This is a genomic window from Citrobacter sp. CK191 (assembly GCF_030333435.1).
Taxonomy (GTDB): Bacteria; Pseudomonadota; Gammaproteobacteria; order Enterobacterales; family Enterobacteriaceae; genus Citrobacter_B; species Citrobacter_B koseri.
Genome location: NZ_JAOWFX010000030.1, coordinates 99079 through 123037, shown reverse-complemented (window position 1 = coordinate 123037; position 23959 = coordinate 99079). Strand labels below are relative to the sequence as shown.

Here is a 23959-nt window from a genome sequence, read left to right as displayed (position 1 = left end):
TAATATTGAGCATTGCGTAAAAAATATCACTGGATACAGTATGGTACCCTCAACATTTTCTCGTTTGAAAGCCGCGCGCGCGCTGCCTGTCATTCTGGCAGCATTGATTTTCGCGGGCTGTGGCACCCAGGCGCCGGATCAAAGTGCTGCCCATATGCAGGGCACGGCACAAGCTGATTCCGGCTTTTATCTGCAACAAATGCAGCAAAGTTCAGATGATAGCAAGACCAACTGGCAATTACTCGCCATTCGTGCACTGCTGAAAGAAGGCAAAAGCCAGCATGCCATCGAATTATTCAACCAGTTGCCGCAAAACCTGAACGATGCGCAGCGTCGCGAACAGTCGCTGCTGGCGGTTGAGATCAAACTGGCGCAGAAAGATATCGCCGGCGCGCAGGCGCTGCTGGAAAAACTCACTCCGGCTGATTTGGATCAGAACCAACAGGCGCGTTACTGGCAGGCGAAAATTGATGCCAGCCAGGGCCGCCCTTCTCTTTCACTGCTGCGCGCATTAATCGCCCAGGAGCCACTGCTGTCTGCAAAAGACAAGCAGAAGAACATGGACGCCACCTGGCAAGCGCTCTCCTCTATGACCCAGGAACAGGCTCAGGCGCTGGTCATTAACGCCGATGAAAACGTCCTGCAAGGCTGGCTGGATTTACAGCGTGTCTGGTTCGATAACCGTAACGACCCGGACATGATGAAAGCCGGGATTGCCGACTGGCAAAAACGCTACCCGCAAAACCCAGGGGCAAAACTGCTGCCTACACAACTGGTCAATGTGCAAAGCTTTAAACCGGCTTCCACCAGCAAAATCGCCCTGCTGCTGCCGCTGAACGGCCAGGCCGCCATTTTTGGCCGCACCATTCAGCAAGGTTTTGAAGCGGCGAAAAATCTGGGGACGCAACCGGTGGACGCGCAGCCTGCCGCTGCGCCTGTCGCGGAACCGACAGCGTCGGCAGAACCTGCCCAGCCGCAAGCCGCTGACGGCGTCGCCAGCCCTTCTCAGGCGGCGGTGAACGATTTGACTGGCGACGAACAAACGCAGCCCGTCGAGCAACCGGTAAGCGCCCCGGCGCAGACCGCTACGGCGAGCGCGCCGGCCAACCCTTCCGCTGAACTGAAAATCTACGACACCACCTCTCAACCGCTGGATCAGATCCTCACGCAGGTTCAGCAGGACGGCGCCAGCATTGTTGTCGGGCCGCTGCTGAAAAATAACGTTGAAGAGCTGATCAAAAGCAATACGCCGCTGAATGTCCTGGCGCTTAATCAGCCTGAGAAGGTGCAGAACCACGCCAATATTTGCTACTTTGCCCTCTCACCTGAAGATGAAGCCCGCGACGCGGCGCATCATATTCACGACCAGGGCAAACAAAATCCGCTGTTGCTGATTCCACGCAGCGGGCTGGGCGATCGCGTGGCGAACGCTTTCGCTCAGGAGTGGCAGAAGCTGGGCGGCGGCACGGTGTTGCAGCAGAAATTCGGTTCTACCGCTGAGCTGAGAATGGGCGTCAACGGCGGCTCCGGCATTGCCCTGACGGGCAGCCCTGTCGCCGCCAGCCAGCCCTCACAGCCGGGCGTCACCATTGGCGGCCTGACGATTCCAGCACCGCCGACAGACGCGCAGATCACTGGCGGCGGCGGTCGCGTTGACGCGGTCTATATTCTGGCGACGCCGGAAGAGATCGGGTTTATTAAACCGATGATCGCCATGCGTAACGGCAGCCAAAGCGGCGCAACGCTGTACGCCAGCTCGCGCAGCGCGCAGGGCACTTCCGGCCCCGACTTCCGTCTGGAGATGGAAGGCTTGCAGTACAGCGAGATCCCAATGCTGGCCGGTAGCAACATGCCGTTAATGCAGCAGGCGCTCGGCGCCGTACGCAACGACTACTCCCTTGCCCGTATGTACGCGATGGGCGTAGACGCGTGGTCGCTGGCGAACCACTTCTCGCAGATGCGCCAGGTGCCGGGTTTTGAAATTAACGGTAATACCGGGGCGTTAACCGCCACACAGGATTGCGTGATTAACAGGAAGTTATCATGGCTCAAATACCAGCAAGGGCAAATCGTCCCCGCCAGTTAACGAGTAAACAGACCGGCGACGTGTGGGAAGCCGCCGCACGCCGCTGGCTGGAGAGCAAGGGACTGCGTTTTGTTGCCGCCAACGTGCGTGAGCGCGGCGGCGAAATCGATCTGATAATGCGTGACGGAAAAACCACGGTCTTTGTTGAGGTTCGTTATCGCCGCTCGGCACAGTTTGGCGGCGCGGCCGCCAGTGTGACCTGGAGCAAACAACACAAATTATTACAGACCGCCCGCTTGTGGCTTGCTCGCCACAATGGGAGTTTTGATACTGTGGATTGCCGGTTCGATGTGTTAGCCTTCACCGGAAATGATGTTGAGTGGTTTAAGGATGCCTTTAACGACCGCTCATAATTGAAGATTTAAGGATTAGCGTGCTCGATAGAATTAAAGTCTGCTTTACAGAAAGCATTCAAACGCAAATTGCTGCGGCAGAAGCTCTCCCGGATGCAATTTCCCGTGCCGCCATGACGCTGGTTCACTCCCTGCTCAACGGCAACAAAATTCTCTGTTGTGGTAATGGTACTTCCGCCGCCAACGCACAGCATTTTGCTGCCAGCATGATCAACCGTTTTGAAACAGAACGTCCCAGTTTACCCGCTATTGCACTTAATACCGATAATGTGGTCTTAACAGCGATTGCCAACGATCGCCTGCATGATGAAATCTATGCAAAACAGGTCCGTGCGCTGGGCCATGCCGGTGATGTTTTATTGGCGATTTCTACGCGTGGCAACAGTCGCGATATCGTTAAGGCCGTTGAGGCCGCCGTCACTCGGGATATGACCATTGTGGCGTTGACAGGCTATGACGGGGGCGAGCTGGCCGGGTTATTAGGGCCGCAGGATGTTGAAATCCGTATTCCCTCGCACCACAGCGCGCGCATTCAGGAAATGCATATGCTGACGGTAAACTGCTTGTGCGATTTGATCGACAACACGCTTTTCCCTCACCAGGATGATTAAGGAGTACATATGAAGGCATTTTCGCCACTCGCAGTCCTTATTTCTGCGTTGCTGTTGCAAGGTTGCGTCGCTGCCGCGGTGGTTGGAACCGCCGCTGTGGGTACGAAAGCCGCAACCGATCCACGTAGCGTTGGCACCCAGGTGGATGACGGAACCCTGGAGCTGCGCGTAAACAGCGCGCTGTCGAAAGACGAACAAATCAAGAAAGAAGCGCGCATCAACGTAACGGCGTATCAGGGCAAGGTATTACTGGTGGGTCAGTCGCCGAATAGCGAACTCTCCTCGCGGGCAAAACAGATTGCGATGGGTGTCGATGGGGCGACAGAAGTGTATAACGAAATCCGTCAGGGCCAGCCGATTGGTCTTGGTACAGCTTCGAACGATACCTGGATCACCACCAAAGTGCGTTCGCAGCTGTTGACCAGCGATCAAGTGAAATCGTCCAACGTAAAAGTGACGACCGAAAATGGCGAGGTCTTCCTGTTGGGTCTGGTCACCGAGCGTGAATCAAAAGCCGCTGCGGACATCGCCAGCCGGGTCAGCGGTGTGAAACGCGTCACCACCGCCTTTACGTTTATCAAATAACCCGCCGTTTTAGCCGGATGGCGGCTAACGCCTTATCCGGCCTACGGGAAGCACTCACGTAGGCCGGGCAAGCGAAGCGCCCCCGGGCATTGAGCCGGATGGCGGCTTTGCCTTATCCGGCCTACAGAGAAGCACTTACGTAGGCCGGGCAAGCGAAGCGCCCCCGGCATTGCCACTTCACACCAGCGCAATACTTCCCACTATCACCCCAGAAATCGCCACCAGTACGCCTGTAAGCCACAACGCTTTTGCCGGGAAGGCTTTACGCAGCATAATCAGCGACGGCAGACTCACCGCCGGCAAGGTCATCAGCAGCGCCAGAGCAGGCGCGGTTCCCATTCCTGCCAGCATCATCGTTTGTACAATCGGAATCTCTGCGGCGGTAGGGATCACAAACAGGCATCCCGCGACGGCCATCGCAATAACCCACATCAGCGTATTATCAACTGCGCCATCGGCATGTGGGAACAGCCAGACACGCGCCGCGCCTAATACCAGTACCGCCAGGATATAAACCGGGATCGTACTCCAGAATAGCGACCACAATGCCTTTCCCCAGCGAGCAAAGAATCCGCCCTGCGGTTCAGATACGGCGATCTCCTGAGGAATGTCTACCTGCGGCGACTCTTTCACCCATTTCTGCACCAGCGTCGCCACCACCAGCACCATCGCCAGCCCGGCAACCAGACGAATAGCCGCAAAATGCCAGCCGAGCACAAAGCCCATAAACACCAGCGTTGCTGGATTCAGTAACGGATTACCCATCCAGAACGCCAGCGCGCCGCCCATAGAAACCTGCTGGCGACGCATTCCCGCCGCCACCGGCGCGGCGCAGCAGGTACACATCATGCCTGGCAGCGAGAACAGGGTGCCAAACAGCGTGCCGCGAAAACGCGACTGCCCCAGCGTACGTAGCAGCCAGTCGCGCGGGATCAACACCTGAATCAGCGAACCGAGGATCACCCCCAGCACCGCCGCCTTCCAGACCGCGATAAAATAGATCATCGCGTAGTCCCAGGCAGCTCGCCACGGGTTCGCATCCGCCTGCGCCAGAATAGATTTACCGATACTGTGCGTTTCCGCAGCCGTGAAGGCTTTGCCGTAATAAGGCTGCCATTTCACATACCAGAGGCCAACGATAACGACGAGAAAGAAGAGTGCGGGTTTCCACCATTGAAATGGCGTCACCGCCTGAGATGAAGACTGACCAGCCATAGCATTCCCCAGGAAGTTATTGAGATAATTAAGCCCGTGAATACTACGCCTTTGGGAAATGTTTGGAAACGTCGTTTTTTATTGGATGAGGGCAAAATGCCCGGTGGCGCTCACGCTTATCGGGCCTGGAGAACGCCACGAAATCCCATGTCGGATAAGGCGTTAGCCACCATCCGGCAGTGAACAGATGCTATAACGCCCTTTCCCGCAACTGGGATGAGGTCAGGATGGTAACGCCTTCTTGCTCCGGCGCCAGAGCCTCCTCCAGCATCGCACGCGCCACATCTCTGGCGTCGATGGATTTCCAGTTTCCCGGCAGCAGCCGGAACAGTGGCGCAAACAGCGTTTCATTCATCCGGTGTTTAGCTCTGTCGCCAAGCAACATGGAGGGACGCGCAATCGTCAGGCGCGGCCATTGCTGGGCGATTAACGCCTCTTCCATTTCACCTTTGACCCGGTTATAGAAAAACGGCGATCGCGCATTTGCGCCCATTGCGCTCACGACCAGCATATGCCGGGCGCCCAGCCGCCGCCCCGTCAGCGCGGTATCCACCACCAGCGTATAATCCGCATGAATAAACGCCTCTTTGCTTCCGGCCTCGCGGCGAGTCGTTCCCAGACAGCAAAAAACAATGTCCACCGGATCGGTCACCTGCGCCAGCGCATCGGTCAGTTGAGGATCGTGAGGATTATAAACGCCGACCATATCCGCCAGAGGGCGGCGTGTGGGCGCGGCTATCGAATGAATCCGGGGTTCATTAAGCAACATCCGCAGGAGGTGTCCTCCCACCAGCCCCGTCGCCCCTGTAATTAACACCTGAGTCATCGCGCGCTCCATAACCTCAACCATTCATCTAACTATAGGCTACGGATCGGGCTGCGTAGCCAGTGCATTTTTTTGCCAAATCCCAACGTGTTGTCAGTGAATTTGATTTCATCCAGGCGGATTTCCCATACTGGCGCTGGCAACATTCTGGCGACAGGAAAGCGGCGGAGATAGGCCTGACGCGCCGCATCGCTTTCCTCTCCCTCAAGCTTGCGGATCTCCCCTTTAAACTGTATTCCGCGAATCCGCGCCACCGTTTTCGGCTGGCCGTTGACCGTTCCGGCAACGGGCGCGCGCGGGCCGGACATCTGCGCATGGCGCGTTTTCTCTTCCGTGAGTACATAAAACGCGACTTTTTGCGCATTAAACAGATAAAACGCGTTTGCGCACCAGAGTTCACCCTCATGCTGAACACACCAGGTGACCACATGCTGCTTTGCCAGCCAGCGGCTTATCGCGGTGAGTGTTTCCATCGTTATTCTCTCTTATACTGGGCATCTGAAAATTAACACGCTAATGGTCATGATGACACCCTGGTATCTGTATCTGATCCGCACCGCAGACAATGCCCTCTACACCGGGATTACGACCGATGTGGCGCGCCGCTATAAGCAGCATCAAAGTGGTAAAGGCGCAAAAGCGTTGCGCGGAAAAGGGGAACTCACCCTGGCGTTTTCGGCGCAGGTCGGCGAACGCTCGCTTGCCCTGCGCATGGAGTATCGCATCAAGAGACTCACAAAGCGCCAGAAGGAGCGCCTCGTGACAGAAGGTGAAGGGTTTGAGGCGCTACTGGCCAGCCTGCAAACCCCAACGCTTAAAAGCGATTGAAATGGTCGTGGTATTCCACCAGGCCCGTCACGCCGTCCAGCGCATCTTCCGCCAGGCGGTGTACCTGGAAAGCGCTTTCGGTGCCCGGCCAGCGGCAATGAAGATCGTAATGCGCCGCCAGTTCAAAACCGAAACGGCTGTACAATGCCGGCTCGCCCAGCGTGACGACCGCCGCATAGCCAAACTCGTTGAGTGAATCCAGTCCTTCGTAGACCAGTTGGCGCGCAAGCCCTTGTCCACGGTAGTTTTCATCTACCGCCAACGGCGCCATTCCCACCCATTGCAGGTCTTCACCCTGTACATCGACCGGACTAAACGCCACATAGCCAACCACCTGACCTTCGTCGTCAGTGGCGACCAGACCCAGCGTCAGGAAGCCATCTTCGCGCAGGTCATGCACCAGCTTCGCTTCCGCATCGCTTTCGAACGTGCGGCGCAGCAAAGCGTCGATACCGGGCGCGTCAATGGGAATTTCAACTCGAATCAGCATGGTTCACCTACCGAGGTCTGTTTGGTTTCTGGCGAGGTTTTCATACCCGCCTCAACAAAATCCGCCAGTTGCAGCAGCATAATGCGTAACGCTTTCGGCATCTGCTCCAGTTCGATGGCGTCCATCAGGTTTTTCACATACAGCCCTAACTCTGTATCGCCTTCAATGACCAGACGACGCTGGAAGAAGAGCGTATCAGGGTCCTGCTTACGCGCCGCAATCATCAACAAGTCGCTGGCATCGGCGCTAAAGCTCACGTCGGCCTCAGCGTTCTGACTGACAATCAGTTTGCCGTTCTCAACAGAGGTGTACCATCTGAGGTTAATATCACGCACCGTAATACTTAACCAACGGCCTTCGAGGAACTCAAGCTCCCCATCTGCCAGCGCCTGACGAAATTGCCAGCTCAGAACCTGTTCCAGAACCTGGCGCTTCAGCGCAAAGGGCGTCAGTTTAACCGGAACACTCATCAGAGACGGGCCAAAATGTACTAAGCGTGAACGCAGTTTATCCAACACGAGCTTTACTCCCTGTTTCAATAATCCCGTTATTTTGCCATATCAGATAAACGACATAGCGGCGTAAATCAACAATTCGATACGAAATTGTTACCCAGTTATAGGTGTAACCAATACGCCTTTAACTGCCTTAAATCAAAAATTGTCGCAGCAAGGTTAACTAAAATCTCTCTTCGTTAACAATTTTGCGGCCTGGACGGCGCAACATTCAGGAATAATTATGGAGCTGCTCTGCCCTGCCGGAAATCTCCCGGCGCTTAAGGCGGCCATTGAGAACGGTGCTGATGCCGTTTATATCGGGCTAAAAGATGATACTAACGCCCGTCACTTCGCCGGTCTTAATTTTACTGAGAAAAAATTGCAGGAAGCGGTGAATTACGTCCATCAACATCGCCGTAAACTGCACATCGCGATTAACACGTTTGCACACCCGGATGGATATGTTCGCTGGCAGCGTGCCGTGGATATGGCGGCGCAACTGGGCGCAGATGCGCTGATCCTGGCCGACCTTGCTATGCTTGAGTATGCAGCAGAACGCTATCCGCATATTGAGCGCCATGTCTCTGTTCAGGCATCGGCAACGAATGAAGAAGCAATTAACTTCTACCATCGCAACTTTGACGTTGCGCGCGTCGTCCTGCCGCGCGTGCTTTCCATTCATCAGGTGAAACAGCTCGCCCGCGTCACGCCCGTGCCGCTGGAGGTCTTCGCCTTCGGCAGCCTGTGCATTATGGCGGAAGGCCGTTGCTACCTCTCCTCTTATCTGACGGGTGAATCCCCCAATACCGTCGGCGCCTGCTCTCCGGCCCGCTTCGTGCGCTGGCAACAGACCTCCCAGGGGCTGGAATCGCGCCTGAACGAGGTGCTCATCGACCGCTATCAGGACGGTGAGAACGCCGGTTATCCAACGCTGTGTAAAGGTCGCTATCTGGTTGATGGCGAGCGCTACCACGCGCTGGAAGAACCTACCAGCCTCAACACGCTGGAACTGCTGCCTGACCTGCTGGCGGCGAATATCGCCTCGGTGAAAATTGAAGGGCGTCAGCGCAGCCCGGCGTATGTCAGCCAGGTGGCGAAAGTGTGGCGTCAGGCGATCGACCGCTGCATGGCCGACCCGCAAAACTTCGTCCCGCAAAGCGCCTGGATGGAGACGCTTGGCTCCATGTCCGAAGGCACTCAGACCACGCTTGGCGCGTATCACCGTAAATGGCAGTGAGAGAAGCAATGAAATATTCCTTAGGGCCGGTGCTTTACTATTGGCCGAAAGAGACGCTGGAAGCATTTTATCAGCAGGCCGCCACCAGCAGCGCCGACGTGATTTACCTTGGCGAAGCGGTGTGCAGCAAACGCCGCGCCACCAAAGTGGGCGACTGGCTTGATATGGCGAAATCCCTTGCCGGAAGCGGCAAGCAGATCGTGCTCTCCACGCTGGCGCTGGTACAGTCCGCCTCTGAATTAGGCGAACTGAAACGCTATGTGGAAAACGGCGACTTCCTGCTGGAGGCCAGCGACCTCGGCGTCGTAAATATGTGCGCCGAGCGCAAGCTGCCGTTTGTCGCCGGTCACGCGCTTAACTGCTATAACGCGGTAACGCTGCGTCTGCTGCTTAAACAGGGCATGGTGCGCTGGTGCATGCCGGTCGAGCTTTCCCGCGACTGGCTGGTGAATCTGCTGAACCAGTGCGATGAGCTCGGCATCCGCAATCAGTTTGAAGTGGAAGTGCTGAGCTACGGTCATCTGCCGCTGGCGTACTCCGCCCGCTGTTTTACCGCGCGTTCAGAAGACCGCCCGAAAGACGAGTGTGAAACCTGCTGCATCAAGTACCCGAACGGGCGCAACGTGTTGTCTCAGGAGAATCAGCAGGTGTTCGTGCTTAACGGTATTCAGACCATGAGCGGCTACGTTTATAACCTCGGCAACGAACTGACCTCCATGCAGGGGCTGGTCGACATTGTGCGCCTTTCCCCGCTGGGTACGGAGACATTCGCCATGCTCGACGCCTTCCGCGCCAATGAAAACGGCAGCGCGCCGTTGCCGCTGGCCGCGCACAGCGACTGCAACGGTTACTGGAAACGCCTGGCCGGTCTGGAACTACAGGTGTGACTGAACCTTGCCGGATGGCGGCATAAATGCTTTATCCGGCCTACAATGCGTTTATAGGCCTGATAAGCGAAGCGCCATCAGGCAGTTGATGTTTGCTCCCCGCCTTATACCGCTCACTTTGTTAACAACGGTAATCAAATTTTAATGCAGTATTAAATGATTCACCGACGACAAAGTGAGCCGTTATGACTGACAAAACCATTCCATTTTCGCTGCTGGATCTGGCACCGATCCCCGAAGGTTCCTCTGCGAAAGAGGCCTTCTCACACTCACTGGATCTCGCCCGTCTGGCAGAGCGGCGCGGCTATCACCGCTACTGGCTGGCGGAACATCACAACATGACCGGTATCGCCAGCGCGGCGACATCGGTGCTGATTGGCTATCTGGCCGCCAATACCACCACGTTGCATCTGGGTTCTGGCGGGGTGATGCTCCCCAACCACTCACCGCTGGTTATCGCCGAGCAGTTCGGTACGCTGAATACACTCTATCCTGGACGGATTGATCTGGGCCTGGGGCGTGCGCCGGGAAGCGATCAGCGCACCATGATGGCGCTGCGTCGTCATATGAGCGGCGATATTGATAATTTCCCGCGCGACGTCGCTGAACTGGTGGACTGGTTCGACGCGCGCGATCCCAATCCACATGTACGCCCGGTTCCGGGCTATGGCGAGAAGATACCGGTGTGGCTGCTGGGTTCCAGCCTGTACGGCGCACAGCTGGCGGCGCAGCGTGGTCTGCCGTTCGCCTTCGCCTCCCACTTCGCGCCCGATATGCTGTTCCAGGCGCTGCATCTCTATCGCACCCAGTTCAAGCCGTCCGCGCGGCTGGAAAAACCGTATGCGATGGTGTGCATCAATATCATCGCCGCTGACAGCAATCGCGATGCGGAATTTCTGTTTACCTCTATGCAGCAGGCGTTTGTGAAACTGCGTCGCGGCGAGACCGGACAGCTACCCGCGCCAATTCAAAATATGGATCAGTTCTGGTCGCCGTCCGAGCAATATGGCGTGCAACAGGCACTGAGCATGTCGCTGGTGGGCGATAAAGCCAAAGTACGTCACGGGCTGGAATCTATTCTGCGCGAAACGCAGGCGGATGAGATTATGGTCAACGGGCAGATTTTCGATCATCAGGCGCGGCTGCATTCGTTTGACCTGGCGATGCAGGTGAAAGAGGAGTTGGTGGGGTAGTGCGTTGTTTTGCCCGGTGGCGCTTCGCTTACCGGGCCTACGAGATTGTTCAGGCCGGATAAGGCGTAGCCGCCATCCGGCACAACAAACTTACTGGTACACTGGTAACAAGTTCACGCTCGACAGAATATGCACCAGCGCGTTGCCGATACCGAATACCAGAATCAGCGCAATCATCGGCTTGCCGCCCCAGACGCGGAATTTCGGGCTGCCGAAGCGTTGGCGTGAAGCTCGCGCCAGCAGAGCCGGAACAATGGCTGCCCAGATGGTTGCCGCCAGCCCCGCATAGCCAATAGCATACAGGAACCCGTTCGGCCACAGCAGACCGCCAATCACCGGCGGCAGGAAAGTCAGCAGCGCAGTTTTGAAGCGCCCCAGCGCCGAATCATCAAAACCAAACAGATCCGCCAGATAGTCAAACAGACCGAGCGTCACGCCGAGGAACGAACTCGCCACCGCAAAGTTAGAGAACACCACCAGCAGCAGATCCAGACTGCGGCTGTTCAGTACGCCGCTCAGCGCCTGTACCAGCACATCAATATTACCGCCCTGCTGCGCAATACCGATAAACGCCGGGCGCGGAATATTACCCATCGTACCCAACAGCCAGATGGTATACAGCACCAGCGCCATCAGCGTACCGTACACCAGGCATTTCACGATGGTACGCGGATCTTTACCGTAATATTTCATCAGGCTTGGCACGTTGCCGTGATAACCAAACGACGCCAGACAAAACGGCAATGTCATCAGCAGGTACGGCGTGTAAGACGCATTGCTTTCGGCCACGTTAAACAGCGTCGCCGGCGTGACGTGCCCCAGCAGACTGCCGAAGGTCAGAAAGAAGGTGATGACTTTCGCGCCCAGCACAATCGCCGTCATCCGGCTAACCGCTTTCGTACTCAACCAGACGACAAAGGCCACCAGCAACGCAAACGCAAAACCTGCCGCCCGCGCCGGAACGTTCAGCGACATTTCAGCAAAGGTATGATGCAGAATCGAGCCGCTCGCCGAGATATAGGCGTAGGTCAGGATATAGAGCACAAAGGCAATAGAGATCCCATTCACCACGTTCCAGCCTTTACCCAGCAGGTCTTTGGTGATGGTGTCAAAGCTGGAGCCAATCCGGTAGTTGAGGTTGGCTTCGAGGATCATCAGCCCGGAATGCAGCATACAGAACCAGGTAAACACCAACGCCGCCATCGACCAGAAGAACCACGCACCGGACATGACCACCGGCAGGGAGAACATTCCCGCGCCAATAATGGTGCCGCCGATGATCACCACGCCGCCAAGCAGCGAAGGTGACGTTTGGGTGGTGGTTAGTGTTGCCATTCAGCCCTCTCTCCAGTGAATAATATTGCGACTACATTTTATTGTGTCGCACTGTACCAGTACACGAGTACAAAGGAAATAAAAAAAGCCCCGATCGCAATCATCGGGGCTGTATATTTTACTTTACGGTGCGAGACCGCGATTTAGCGTGAATTACGCATCACCGCCGAAACGACGACGACCGGTGGAGTCGTCACGACGCGGCGCACGGCCTTCACGACGCTCACCGCTGAAACGACGACCATCACCACGGCCACCTTCACGACGTTCGCCGCCAAAACCACGACCGCCTTCACGACGCTCGCCACCGAAGCTACGACCACCGCCACGACGCTCGTTACCGGAATGCGGTTGCGCATCGCCCAGCAGTTGCATGTTCATCGGCTTGTTCAGGATGCGGGTGCGCGTAAAGTGCTGCAACACCTCACCCGGCATACCTTTCGGCAGCTCAATGGTGGAGTGGGAAGCAAACAGCTTGATGTTACCAATGTAACGGCTGCTGATGTCGCCTTCGTTAGCAATCGCGCCAACGATATGACGCACTTCAACACCGTCATCACGGCCCACTTCAATGCGGTACAGCTGCATATCGCCAACGTCACGACGTTCACGACGCGGGCGATCTTCACGGTCACCACGATCAGCACGCGGGCCACGATCGTTACGATCGCGCGGACCACGGTCATCACGGTCACGGAATTCACGTTTAGGACGCATCGGCGCATCCGGCGGTACGATCAGCGTGCGTTCGCCCTGCGCCATTTTCAGCAGTGCGGCAGCCAGCGTTTCGAGATCCAGCTCTTCGCCTTCTTCGGTCGGCTGGATTTTCGCCAGCAGTGCGCGGTACTGATCCAGATCGCTGCTTTCCAGCTGCTGCTGAACTTTCGCTGCAAATTTTTCCAGACGGCGTTTGCCCAGCAGTTCTGCGTTCGGCAGTTCCACTTCCGGGATGGTCAGCTTCATGGTGCGTTCAATGTTGCGCAGCAGACGACGCTCGCGGTTCTCAACGAACAGCAGCGCGCGGCCAGCACGACCCGCACGACCGGTACGGCCGATACGGTGAACGTAAGACTCGGAGTCCATCGGGATATCGTAGTTTACAACCAGGCTGATGCGCTCAACGTCCAGGCCACGGGCCGCAACGTCAGTTGCAATCAGGATATCCAGACGACCGTCTTTCAGACGCTCCAGAGTCTGCTCACGCAGCGCCTGGTTCATGTCGCCATTCAGTGCAGCGCTGTTGTAACCGCTACGCTCCAGCGCTTCAGCCACTTCCAGGGTCGCATTTTTAGTACGAACGAAGATAATCGCCGCATCAAAATCTTCAGCTTCCAGGAAACGCACCAGCGCTTCGTTTTTACGCATGCCCCAGACAGTCCAGTAGCTCTGGCTGATGTCAGGACGTGTGGTCACGCTGGACTGAATGCGCACTTCCTGCGGCTCTTTCATAAAGCGGCGGGTAATGCGACGAATCGCTTCCGGCATGGTGGCAGAAAACAGCGCGGTCTGATGACCTTCAGGAATCTGCGCCATGATGGTTTCAACGTCTTCGATGAAGCCCATACGCAGCATTTCGTCGGCTTCGTCCAGCACCAGACCGCTCAGTTTAGAGAGATCCAGCGTGCCGCGTTTTAAGTGATCAAGCAGACGTCCCGGCGTACCGACAACGATCTGCGGCCCTTGACGCAGGGCGCGTAACTGCACGTCATAACGCTGGCCGCCGTACAGGGCAACCACGTTCACGCCGCGCATATGTTTAGAGAAATCCGTCATGGCTTCAGCAACCTGAACCGCCAGTTCGCGGGTCGGTGCCAGCACCAGAATCTGAGGTGCCTTCAGCTCAGGATCAAGATTGTTAAGCAGCGGTAAGGAGAACGCTGCGGTTTTGCCGCTACCGGTCTGGGCCATACCCAGAACATCGCGACCGCCCAGCAGATGCGGGATGCACTCTGCCTGGATTGGAGATGGTTTTTCGTAACCCAGATCGTTAAGGGCGTCAAGGATAGGAGCCTTCAGGCCCAGATCTGCAAAAGTGGTTTCGAATTCAGCCATGTAGTACGTGTGCCTCAAAATTAATGGCGGCCAGTCTACATAACTCATCATGAAATTGATCTGCAATTTTCATTGAAAAGTGTGAACCGGCTCAAAGTAGGTGTATTAACGAACAACAACGCCCTCACCCGTGAAGGTGATGGCAATCAAAAAGATTACGGGCTGATGTGTACGTCAGCTATTGCTGGTCCGATTCTGCCAGGTCATCTTGGTCCTGGCCCAGGAGCGATAATTCCAACAATGCGTATCGGTGCTCAACAAAGTTATGAACGTTGTTAGCCACCGCCAGTTTGAACAATGCCGTAGCGTTGTCCAAATCCCCCAGACTTAGGTAATACTTACCTAAATAGAAGTTGGTTTCACTGAGATGCTCAGCGAGCGAGGTGTTATCCGTTGCGTCCGCCTTCAGGCGTTCCATCAGCGTTGCTTCGCTAATGTTGCCCAGGTAGAACTCGACAATGTTCCATCCCCATTGTTCTTTATCCGATTTCTCGAAGCGTTGCTTTAACGCTTCTTTCGCCTGCTTCTCATCGAGCTTCTGCTCAGCGAGATAAAGCCACAGGCTGCGGAAAGGATCATTGGGATCGTCTTGATAAAACGCCAGCAGATCATCTTGCGCTAACTTGTCGCGACCGCCGTAATACAATGCGATACCGCGATTTAAGTACGCGTAGTTGTAAGTTGGATCAAGCTCAAGTACAGAATCAAACGCTTCATAGGCAGCATCAAAATTGCCTGCCTGCGTTAAATAAATGCCTAAGTAATTGAATACTTCAGGCATATCCGGTCGGATTGCCAGCGCTTGTGAAAAATCATTTCGCGCTAATGCCCTCAGACCCAGACTATCATACAACACTCCGCGCTCATATAAAAGCTGTGCGCGTTCGTCATCGGTTAAAGCCCGACTGGCAAGAATTTGTTCCATGCGTGCCAGAATCACTTCCTGCTGCAAAGTCGGTTGCAATGGCACCGCGAGGACTTCACTCTTACGCCAGGCAGAGTTGCTGCATCCTGCCAGCGTGAGTGCTGTCGCAACGAAACACCAGCGCAAAAAAGGCTTCATTTCCCACTCCCGAAGACAACGATTGAATGAACGTCCTGTTCCCCGGTTGCTGACAAGGCGTCCTGCCGGGTCAAAGGCCCTCCGCCAAAGCGGAGGGCAAATGGCAACCTTACTCGCCCTGTTCTGCTGCCGGAGCTTCCGGCGCAGCAGCTGGTTGAGACTGCTCAGTTGCTTCTTTAATGCTCAGACGTACGCGGCCCTGGCGATCAACTTCCAGAACTTTAACCGGTACTTCCTGACCCATTTGCAGGTAATCGGTCACTTTCTCTACGCGCTTGTCAGCGATCTGAGAGATGTGTACCAGACCTTCTTTACCGCCGCCAATGGCAACAAACGCGCCAAAGTCAACGATGCGGGTCACTTTACCATTGTAGATACGGCCCACTTCGATTTCCGCAGTGATCTCTTCGATACGACGGATTGCATGTTTCGCTTTTTCGCCGTCGGTCGCCGCGATCTTCACCGTACCGTCATCTTCGATTTCGATGGTGGTGCCGGTTTCTTCGGTCAGAGCACGGATAACAGAACCGCCCTTACCGATAACGTCTTTGATCTTGTCCGGGTTGATCTTGATGGTGTGGATACGCGGAGCGAACTGAGAAATGTCGCCACGTGGCGCGTTGATCGCCTGTTCCATCACGCCCAGGATGTGCAGACGCGCACCTTTTGCCTGGTTCAGCGCAACCTGCATGATCTCTTTGGTGATACCTTCAATTTTGATATCCATCTGCAACGCAGAGATACCGTCGCGGGAACCCGCCACTTTGAAGTCCATATCGCCCAGGTGGTCTTCGTCGCCCAGGATGTCAGACAGAACAACAAAGTTGTCGCCTTCTTTCACCAGACCCATCGCGATACCCGCAACGGCCGCTTTAATCGGCACGCCTGCGTCCATCAGCGCCAGGGAAGCGCCACACACGGAAGCCATAGAGGAAGACCCGTTGGATTCGGTAATTTCAGACACCACGCGAACGGTGTACGGGAATTTGTCCATTTCCGGCATAACTGCCAGAACGCCGCGCTTCGCCAGACGACCGTGACCAATTTCACGACGCTTCGGAGAACCGACCATGCCGGTTTCGCCAACGGAGTACGGAGGGAAGTTGTAGTGGAACAGGAAGCTGTCAGTGCGTTCGCCCATCAGTTCATCAAGAACCTGCGCGTCACGAGCGGTACCCAGCGTCGCCGTGACCAGCGCCTGCGTTTCGCCACGAGTGAACAGCGCGGAACCGTGAGTACGCGGCAGCACGCCAGTACGCACGTCCAGGCCACGGATCATGTCTTTTTCACGGCCATCAATACGCGGCTCGCCGGCCAGTACGCGGCTACGAACAACGTTTTTCTCGATAGCGTGCAGGATTTCGCCCAGTTCGTTTTCGTCCAGGGTTTCGTCTTCTGCAACCAGCGCAGCGATGGTTTCAGATTTGATCACGTCAACCTGAGCATAACGCTCCTGTTTGTCGGTGATACGGTAAGCGTCGCTCAGGCGAGCTTCGGCCAGCGCAGCAACGCGCGCGTTCAGCGCTTCGTTTACCGCTTCCGGCTGCCAGTCCCAACGCGGTTTGCCCGCTTCTTTCACCAGATCGTTGATGTTCTGAATCACAATCTGCTGCTGCTCGTGGCCGAATACCACGGCGCCCAGCATGGTGTCTTCGCTCAGCAGTTCTGCTTCGGATTCAACCATCAGAACAGCCGCTTCAGTACCGGCAACCACCAGGTCCAGCTTACTTTCTTTCAGTTCGTCCTGAGTCGGGTTCAGTACATACTGGTCATTGATATAACCAACACGCGCGGCGCCAATCGGGCCGTTGAACGGAATGCCGGACAGAGACAGCGCGGCAGAAGCACCGATCATCGCGACGATATCCGGGTTAACCTGCGGGTTAACGGAAACGACGGTTGCGATAACCTGAACTTCGTTAACGAAGCCTTCCGGGAACAGCGGACGAACCGGGCGGTCAATCAGACGCGCGATCAGGGTTTCGCCTTCGCTCGGACGGCCTTCACGACGGAAGAAGCTGCCCGGGATACGGCCAGCAGCGTAAGTACGCTCCTGATAGTTAACGGTCAGCGGGAAGAAATCCTGGCCCGGCTTCGCTTTTTTCTGACCAACAACGGTAACGAATACCGCAGTGTCATCCATGCTTACCATAACGGCGGCAGTTGCCTGACGCGCCATCATGCCAGTTTCCAGCGTAACGGTATGCTGACCGTACTGGAATTTACGAACGATCGGATTAAGCAAAATAATACCCTTTCTTAATTTTTGACGGCACACTCAGGCGCCATCGTTAATACCCGATCTTCTGCGCATCCTCGCGACTAATGACAACCCTAACCCATGCTCTTTGGGTGAAGCCTCTCATTAGCCGCGCGAACCTCTGCAACGGAAGATCATCCATAGCAACAATACATTAGTTTCCAGTGAATTGCTGCCGTCTGGTTGAAAAAAGGGGCCATGAAGGCCCCCTCTTTCTGAAACTCGCAAGAATTAGCGACGCAGACCCAGACGCTCGATCAGCGCGGTGTAACGTGCAACATCTTTACGTTTCAGGTAGTCGAGCAGTTTACGACGCTGAGAAACCATGCGCAGCAGACCACGACGGCTGTGGTGATCTTTTTTGTGCTCTGCAAAGTGGCCCTGCAGGTGGTTAATCTGTGCAGTCAGCAGAGCAACCTGAACTTCGGTAGAACCGCTGTCGTTAGTACCACGACCAAACTCAGAAACGATTTTAGCTTTAGCTTCAACGCTTAGAGACATGATGAACTCCAAAAATAATAAAGAATGAAAGGGTGCCAATCTCTAATTCAGCGACCCCATGTAAACGCCGCGCGAACTTGTTAAAAAATTTACGTGACGTTAAGCGGCGGTATTCTACTCGTAGCGCCCTGTTATCGCAAGACGGAGCAGCATTACGCCGGGTACTCAACCACTAACCGACGAGGCGCCACGCGGCCTTCATCGTCGATTTCGCCCATGCCAATAAATTTTTCGTCATCACCTTCCGTCACGCGAACCAGCCCTTCAAGCGGCACGCCTGTCGTCCGTACCGGGTTACCGTTTTTAAAGTAAACCGATGACGTTAAAGGAAGATTGACAACTGGATAGTCCGAAGCCGGACTGTCCATCGGCATCAGCAGCGGATCTAACAGTTGCGCAGCCGGAATATCCTGCCGTTCCGCCTGTTCAACAAGCTCACGTAGCTGTTCCAGCGTGACCATACGGTCAACCGGATATTTACTGACCGCCAGACGTCGCAGGAAGATCACATGCGCGCCACACCCAAGTTTCTCACCCAAATCATCGATAATGGTGCGAATGTAGGTGCCCTTCGAGCAGTGAACCTCCAGCTCCAGTTCATCCCCTTCGTGGCGAATAAACAGCAGTTCGTAAACGGTAATCGGGCGGGCTTCACGGGGAACTTCAATCCCCTGACGCGCATATTCGTAGAGCTTCTTGCCCTGATACTTCAGCGCCGAATACATCGATGGAATCTGCTCGATATCGCCACGGAACGTCTCCAGCGCGGCAGCTAACTGCTCTGCGCTGAAGGTTACCGGACGTTCCTGCACGATTTGACCATCGGCATCGGAGGTGTCGGTACGCTGCCCCAGGCGGGCAATCACGCGGTAACGTTTGTCAGAATCCAGCAGATACTGCGAAAACTTTGTCGCTTCCCCAAGGCAGATGGGCAACATGCCCGTCGCCAGCGGGTCCAGCGCGCCGGTATGTCCGGCACGGTTGGCGTTATAGATGCGTTTTACTTTCTGCAAGACGTCATTGCTGGACATGCCCTGCGGCTTATCCAGCAGCAGGACGCCGTGAATGTCGCGACCACGACGACGAGGACGACTCATTAGTCCTCCTTGCTGTCGTCCGGGTTCACACGACGTTCTTCGTCATGTTTCACCACGTTAGTCACCAGGTTAGACATACGCATCCCTTCAACCAGCGAGTTGTCGTAGAAGAAGGTCAGTTCCGGCACGATACGCAGACGCATCGCTTTCCCCAGCAGGGTACGGATAAAGCCAGACGCTTCCTGCAACGCTTTGATGCCCGCTTTTACCGCGTCTTCATCTTTGTCGTTCAGAAAGGTGACATACACTTTGGCATAGGCCAGATCGCGGGACATCTCCACACCGGAAACGGTGGTCATCATGCCAAGACGCGGATCTTTAATTTCGCGTTGCAGGATGATAGCGATCTCTTTTTGCATTTCCTGGGCTACGCGCTGCGGGCGACCAAATTCTTTCGCCATAATAAATTCTCCAGAATAAAGACAAAAAAGGGGCCAAAAGCCCCTTTTTAAATTTCATGCCGGGTGGCGCTTCGCTTACCCGGCCTACGCAAAACAATCTTCTAAGTATTTTGGGTTGCAACAAGGCGGCAAGGGTGTGAATCCCCGGGAGCATAGATAACTATGTGACCGGGGTGAACGCACGTAGCCAACGCAGTGGCGGCCCGAAAGACGACGAAGATTACGCGATAGTACGTTGGATCTCGATGATCTCGAACACTTCGATCATATCGCCAACGCGAACGTCGTTGTAGTTCTTAACGCCGATACCACATTCCATGCCGTTACGGACTTCGTTAACGTCATCTTTGAAGCGGCGCAGGGATTCCAGCTCGCCTTCGTAGATAACCACGTTGTCGCGCAGTACGCGGATCGGGTTGTGGCGTTTAATCGTACCTTCAGTAACCATACAGCCTGCGACAGCGCCAAATTTCGGTGATTTGAACACGTCACGGACTTCAGCCAGACCAATGATCTGCTGTTTCAGTTCTGGAGACAGCATGCCGCTCATTGCCGCTTTCACTTCGTCGATCAGGTTATAGATGACGGAGTAGTAGCGCAGATCCAAGCTTTCCGCTTCAATCACTTTACGCGCAGAGGCATCGGCACGCACGTTGAAGCCAACCAGGATCGCGTTGGATGCAGCAGCCAGGGTTGCGTCGGTTTCGGTGATACCACCTACGCCGGAACCGATGATCTTCACTTTCACTTCGTCGGTAGACAGTTTCAGTAAAGAGTCGGAGATCGCTTCCACAGAGCCCTGAACGTCCGCTTTCAATACGATGTTCACTTCATGAACTTCGCCTTCGGTCATGTTAGCGAACATGTTCTCAAGTTTAGATTTCTGCTGACGCGCCAGTTTAACTTCACGGAATTTACCCTGACGATACAGCGCAACTTCACGGGCTTTCTTCTCGTCACGAACCACGGTCACTTCATCACCGGCAGCCGGAACACCGGACAGACCCAGGATCTCAACCGGAATGGACGGACCCGCTTCCAGTACTTCCTGACCCAGTTCGTTACGCATTGCACGAACGCGGCCATATTCGAAGCCACACAGGACGATGTCGCCTTTGTTCAGCGTACCTTCACGAACCAGGACGGTTGCAACCGGACCACGACCTTTATCCAGGAAGGATTCGATTACCGCGCCGCTCGCCATGCCTTTACGAACTGCTTTCAATTCGAGGACTTCAGCCTGCAACAGGATTGCATCCAGCAGTTCGTCGATGCCGGTACCCGCTTTTGCAGATACGTGGACGAACTGGCTTTCGCCGCCCCACTCTTCCGGCAGGATGCCGTACTGGGACAGTTCGTTTTTAACACGATCCGGATCGGCTTCTGGCTTATCGATCTTGTTCACCGCAACCACAACCGGCACACCCGCCGCTTTCGCGTGCTGGATAGCTTCGATGGTCTGCGGCATCACGCCGTCGTCTGCCGCCACAACCAGAACAACGATATCCGTTGCCTGCGCACCACGAGCACGCATAGAGGTAAACGCGGCGTGACCCGGGGTATCCAGGAAGGTGATCATACCGTTGTCGGTTTCAACGTGGTAAGCACCGATGTGCTGGGTAATGCCGCCCGCTTCGCCAGAGGCAACTTTCGTTGAACGAATGTAGTCCAGCAGAGAGGTTTTACCGTGGTCAACGTGGCCCATGATGGTCACAACCGGAGCACGCGGTTCTGCCGCCGCACCTGTATCACGGTCGCTCATTACCGCTTCTTCCAGCTCGTTTTCACGACGCAGGATAACTTTGTGGCCCATCTCTTCAGCAACCAGCTGTGCGGTTTCCTGGTCGATGACCTGGTTGATGGTTGCCATCGCGCCCAGCTTCATCATCGCTTTGATGACCTGAGAGCCTTTTACCGCCATCTTGTTCGCCAGCTCGCCAACGGTGATGGTTTCACCAATCACAACGTCACGGTTAACAGCCTGAACCGGTTTCTGGAAGCTCTGTTGCAGAGCAGAACCTTTACGGTTTTTACCGCCTTTACCGCCGCGAACGGCCGCACGGGCTTCTTCACGATCGGCTTTCGATTCAGAGTGTTTGTTGCCTTTTTTCGCCGGACGCGCTGCTTTCGCATTGCGACTACGACCACGGCCGCCTTCAACTTCACGGTCGTTTTCGTCTTCGGCCTGGCGGGCGTGTTGAGACGTGGTAACGTGATAATCGCTGGTGTCTTCAGTCGGCTCCGCGTTATCAGTCCATTTGTTCTCTTCCGCCATGCGGCGAGCTTCTTCTGCTACGCGACGCGCTTCTTCTTCAAGTTTGCGACGCGCTTCTTCTTCCGCTTTACGCTTCAGCTCTGCTGCTTCATTTTCACGGCGGGCTTTTTCGGCCTGGGCGGTTTTGGTCATATCGTCAGTCTGTTGATTGCTCACTTTGTCTTTTTCCGCAGCTTCACGTTTCGCTTTTTCAGCGGCGTCACGTTTAGCTTGTTCTGCGGCCTCACGGTCAGCTTTTTGTTGCGCCTCGCGTTTGGCTGTTTCTTCTGCCTCACGACGGGCTTGCTCTTCCGCTTCACGCTGCGCCTGCTCTTCCGCAGCGAGACGTTCTGTCTCTTGCGGATCGCGTTTCACAAAGGTGCGTTTCTTGCGGACTTCGATTTGTACCGATTTACTTTTTCCACCGGTACCTGGAATATTCAACGTGCTGCGCGTTTTACGTTGCAGCGTCAACTTATCCGGCCCTGAACCATTTTCACGATTCAGGTGAGCCAGTAAAGTCTGTTTTTCTTGTGCGGACACAGAGTCATCAGCAGACTTCGGGATACCGGCATCAGCGAATTGCTGTACCAGGCGATCCACGGAGATCTGTATCTCTGCGGCCAGCGCTTTTACGGTTACATCTGTCATGCTGTTCCTTCCTGCTACAGTTTATTACGCTTCGTCGCCGAACCAGCAAATATTACGGGCAGCCATAATCAGCTCACCGGCTTTTTCGTCGGTCAACCCTTCGATATCAGCCAGATCATCAATGCCCTGCTCAGCGAGATCTTCCAGCGTACAAACACCACGGGCAGCCAGTTTGAATGCCAGGTCGCGACCCAATCCTTCCAGATTCAGCAGATCGTCAGACGGTTTGTTATCACCAAGGCTTTCTTCCTGGGCCAGTGCCAGAGTGGTCAGTGCGTTTTTGGCACGCTCGCGCAGCGCTTCAACGGTCGGTTCATCCAGCCCGTCGATTTCCAGCAGTTCTTTCATTGGCACGTAGGCCAATTCTTCCAGCGTCGCGAAACCTTCTTCAACCAGTACGGTTGCGAACTCTTCATCAATATCGAGATATTTGGTGAAGGTATCGATCGCTGCATGTGCTTCAGCCTGATGCTTAGCCTGCAAGTCATCAACCGTCATCACGTTAAGTTCCCAGCCGCTCAGTTGCGCAGCCAGACGGACGTTCTGACCATTACGTCCGATCGCCTGAGCCAGATTACCGGCTTCAACAGCGATATCCATGGTGTGTTTATCTTCATCCACCACGATAGAAGCGACGTCTGCTGGCGCCATCGCGTTAATCACGAACTGCGCCGGGTTATCATCCCACAGGACGATATCGATACGCTCGCCGCCCAGTTCAGTAGAAACGGCCTGAACGCGCGCACCACGCATACCCACACAGGCGCCGACCGGATCGATACGCTTGTCGTTGGTTTTCACCGCGATTTTCGCACGGGAACCTGGATCGCGAGCCGCCGCTTTAATCTCAATGACTTCTTCGCCGATTTCCGGTACTTCAATACGGAACAGCTCGATCAGCATTTCCGGTTTGGAACGTGTCACAAACAGTTGCGCACCGCGCGCTTCCGGGCGAACGGAGTACAGAACGCCACGAATACGGTCGCCAGGACGGAAGTTTTCGCGCGGCAGCATATCTTCACGCAGGATCACGGCTTCAGCATTGCTGCCCAGATCCAAAGAGATGTTGTCGCGGTTTACTTTCTTCACCACGCCGGTGATGATTTCGCCTTCGTGCTCGCGGAACTGATCGACCACCATCGCACGCTCGGCTTCACGAACTTTCTGTACGATAACCTGTTTTGCCGTCTGGGTGGTGATACGGTCAAAGGTGACAGATTCAATCTGATCTTCAACGTAGTCGCCCAGGTTCAGGCTTTCGTCTTCAAAACGCGCCGCTTCCAGCGTAATTTCTTTTGTCGGCAGCGTGACTTCTTCTACGATTAACCAACGACGGAAGGTATCGAAATCACCGCTTTTACGATCGATTTGTACGCGAACATCGATCTCTTGTTCGTATTTTTTCTTCGTTGCTGTAGCCAGCGCACTTTCCAGCGCTTCAAAAATCTTCTCGCGTGGCAGCGCTTTCTCATTGGAAACGGCTTCAACAACGGCCAAAATTTCTTTGTTCATCGCGGGCTTTTCACCTCAATCCAGA

Annotated in this window: 23 protein-coding genes; 8 read left to right on the top strand and 15 right to left on the bottom strand. The window is 55.2% G+C overall.

Annotated features, from left to right (window positions below):
• Nucleotides 1–40: 40 nt before the first annotated feature.
• The 4 genes from OGV82_RS10035 to dolP are packed head-to-tail and all read left to right on the top strand — an operon-like array spanning nt 41 to nt 3635.
• The gene (locus tag OGV82_RS10035) at nt 41–2086 is read left to right on the top strand and encodes a penicillin-binding protein activator (RefSeq protein WP_047461032.1); all 2046 of its coding nucleotides are present in this window, start codon (nt 41–43) and stop codon (nt 2084–2086) included.
• On the top strand, nt 2044–2439 hold the full coding sequence (locus OGV82_RS10030) for a YraN family protein (protein WP_047461029.1): 396 nt from the start codon (nt 2044–2046) through the stop codon (nt 2437–2439). The genes OGV82_RS10035 and OGV82_RS10030 overlap by 43 nt, the downstream gene beginning before the upstream one ends.
• A gap of 20 nt (nt 2440–2459) precedes the next feature.
• Nucleotides 2460–3050, top strand: a complete 591-nt coding sequence (gene diaA / locus OGV82_RS10025) for a DnaA initiator-associating protein DiaA (RefSeq protein WP_012135279.1) — start codon at nt 2460–2462, stop codon at nt 3048–3050.
• A gap of 9 nt (nt 3051–3059) precedes the next feature.
• Nucleotides 3060–3635 (top strand): division/outer membrane stress-associated lipid-binding lipoprotein, encoded by a 576-nt coding sequence (gene dolP / locus OGV82_RS10020; RefSeq protein ID WP_012135280.1) that lies wholly within the window; start codon nt 3060–3062, stop codon nt 3633–3635.
• A 177-nt stretch (nt 3636–3812) separates the two neighbouring features.
• Here dolP and OGV82_RS10015 read toward each other — a convergent pair whose 3' ends face one another.
• From OGV82_RS10015 to OGV82_RS10005, 3 genes are all read right to left on the bottom strand, one after another.
• Nucleotides 3813–4850 carry a permease gene (locus OGV82_RS10015; RefSeq protein ID WP_071257761.1) on the bottom strand — a complete coding sequence of 346 codons (1038 nt, stop codon included), beginning with the start codon at nt 4848–4850 and terminating at the stop codon, nt 3813–3815.
• A 190-nt stretch (nt 4851–5040) separates the two neighbouring features.
• Complete coding sequence (locus tag OGV82_RS10010) at nt 5041–5676, bottom strand: NAD(P)H-binding protein (protein WP_024130979.1); 636 nt, start codon at nt 5674–5676, stop codon at nt 5041–5043.
• Between the two features lie 32 nt (nt 5677–5708).
• On the bottom strand, nt 5709–6149 hold the full coding sequence (locus OGV82_RS10005; protein WP_047461023.1) for a YhbP family protein: 441 nt from the start codon (nt 6147–6149) through the stop codon (nt 5709–5711).
• Nucleotides 6150–6201: 52 nt separating this feature from the next.
• Here OGV82_RS10005 and OGV82_RS10000 point away from each other — a divergent pair, with 52 nt between their 5' ends.
• A complete protein-coding gene (locus OGV82_RS10000; protein ID WP_024130980.1) occupies nt 6202–6504 on the top strand; it encodes a GIY-YIG nuclease family protein in 303 nt (100 codons plus the stop codon).
• On the opposite strand, the gene OGV82_RS09995 is transcribed toward OGV82_RS10000, so the two are convergent.
• Together OGV82_RS09995 and ubiT are read right to left on the bottom strand one after the other, a co-directional pair.
• Nucleotides 6491–6994 carry a GNAT family N-acetyltransferase gene (locus tag OGV82_RS09995; RefSeq protein WP_012135286.1) on the bottom strand — a complete coding sequence of 168 codons (504 nt, stop codon included), beginning with the start codon at nt 6992–6994 and terminating at the stop codon, nt 6491–6493. The genes OGV82_RS10000 and OGV82_RS09995 overlap by 14 nt on opposite strands.
• Complete coding sequence (gene ubiT / locus OGV82_RS09990; protein ID WP_024130981.1) at nt 6988–7512, bottom strand: ubiquinone anaerobic biosynthesis accessory factor UbiT; 525 nt, start codon at nt 7510–7512, stop codon at nt 6988–6990. Before ubiT ends, OGV82_RS09995 begins: the two co-directional genes overlap by 7 nt.
• 220 nt (nt 7513–7732) lie before the next feature.
• On the opposite strand from ubiT, the gene ubiU reads away from it, so the two are divergent.
• The 3 genes from ubiU (at nt 7733) to OGV82_RS09975 (ending at nt 10808) form a co-directional block, all read left to right on the top strand.
• The gene (ubiU, locus tag OGV82_RS09985) at nt 7733–8728 is read left to right on the top strand and encodes a ubiquinone anaerobic biosynthesis protein UbiU (protein ID WP_047461020.1); all 996 of its coding nucleotides are present in this window, start codon (nt 7733–7735) and stop codon (nt 8726–8728) included.
• An 8-nt stretch (nt 8729–8736) separates the two neighbouring features.
• Nucleotides 8737–9615 (top strand): U32 family peptidase, encoded by an 879-nt coding sequence (locus OGV82_RS09980; protein ID WP_047461017.1) that lies wholly within the window; start codon nt 8737–8739, stop codon nt 9613–9615.
• 185 nt (nt 9616–9800) lie between these two features.
• Nucleotides 9801–10808, top strand: a complete 1008-nt coding sequence (locus OGV82_RS09975) for a luciferase-like monooxygenase (RefSeq protein WP_047461014.1) — start codon at nt 9801–9803, stop codon at nt 10806–10808.
• Nucleotides 10809–10898: 90 nt separating this feature from the next.
• On the opposite strand, the gene mtr is transcribed toward OGV82_RS09975, so the two are convergent.
• The 10 genes from mtr to nusA all read right to left on the bottom strand — a co-directional run bounded on the left by mtr (nt 10899) and on the right by nusA (nt 23934).
• Nucleotides 10899–12143, bottom strand: coding sequence for a tryptophan permease (gene mtr / locus OGV82_RS09970; RefSeq protein WP_047461011.1), 1245 nt, complete (start codon nt 12141–12143; stop codon nt 10899–10901).
• 153 nt (nt 12144–12296) lie between these two features.
• Nucleotides 12297–14195 carry an ATP-dependent RNA helicase DeaD gene (gene deaD, locus OGV82_RS09965; protein ID WP_024130983.1) on the bottom strand — a complete coding sequence of 633 codons (1899 nt, stop codon included), beginning with the start codon at nt 14193–14195 and terminating at the stop codon, nt 12297–12299.
• Complete coding sequence (gene yrbN, locus OGV82_RS09960; protein WP_010723222.1) at nt 14188–14268, bottom strand: protein YrbN; 81 nt, start codon at nt 14266–14268, stop codon at nt 14188–14190. The genes deaD and yrbN overlap by 8 nt, the downstream gene beginning before the upstream one ends.
• A gap of 105 nt (nt 14269–14373) precedes the next feature.
• Nucleotides 14374–15258 carry a lipoprotein NlpI gene (nlpI, locus tag OGV82_RS09955; protein ID WP_012135296.1) on the bottom strand — a complete coding sequence of 295 codons (885 nt, stop codon included), beginning with the start codon at nt 15256–15258 and terminating at the stop codon, nt 14374–14376.
• Nucleotides 15259–15367: 109 nt separating this feature from the next.
• The gene (pnp, locus tag OGV82_RS09950; RefSeq protein WP_047461008.1) at nt 15368–17503 is read right to left on the bottom strand and encodes a polyribonucleotide nucleotidyltransferase; all 2136 of its coding nucleotides are present in this window, start codon (nt 17501–17503) and stop codon (nt 15368–15370) included.
• Between the two features lie 246 nt (nt 17504–17749).
• A complete protein-coding gene (rpsO, locus tag OGV82_RS09945; RefSeq protein WP_003861789.1) occupies nt 17750–18019 on the bottom strand; it encodes a 30S ribosomal protein S15 in 270 nt (89 codons plus the stop codon).
• Nucleotides 18020–18171: 152 nt separating this feature from the next.
• Nucleotides 18172–19116, bottom strand: coding sequence for a tRNA pseudouridine(55) synthase TruB (gene truB, locus OGV82_RS09940; RefSeq protein ID WP_012135299.1), 945 nt, complete (start codon nt 19114–19116; stop codon nt 18172–18174).
• Nucleotides 19116–19517: a 30S ribosome-binding factor RbfA gene (gene rbfA, locus OGV82_RS09935; protein WP_001040203.1), complete on the bottom strand. Its 402-nt coding sequence runs from the start codon at nt 19515–19517 to the stop codon at nt 19116–19118. The genes truB and rbfA overlap by 1 nt, the downstream gene beginning before the upstream one ends.
• Before the next feature lie 220 nt (nt 19518–19737).
• Nucleotides 19738–22422 (bottom strand): translation initiation factor IF-2, encoded by a 2685-nt coding sequence (gene infB, locus OGV82_RS09930; RefSeq protein WP_047461002.1) that lies wholly within the window; start codon nt 22420–22422, stop codon nt 19738–19740.
• A 24-nt stretch (nt 22423–22446) separates the two neighbouring features.
• Entirely contained in the window at nt 22447–23934 is a 1488-nt protein-coding gene (nusA, locus tag OGV82_RS09925; protein WP_012135303.1) for a transcription termination factor NusA, read from the bottom strand.
• Between the last annotated feature and the right edge of the window lie 25 nt (nt 23935–23959).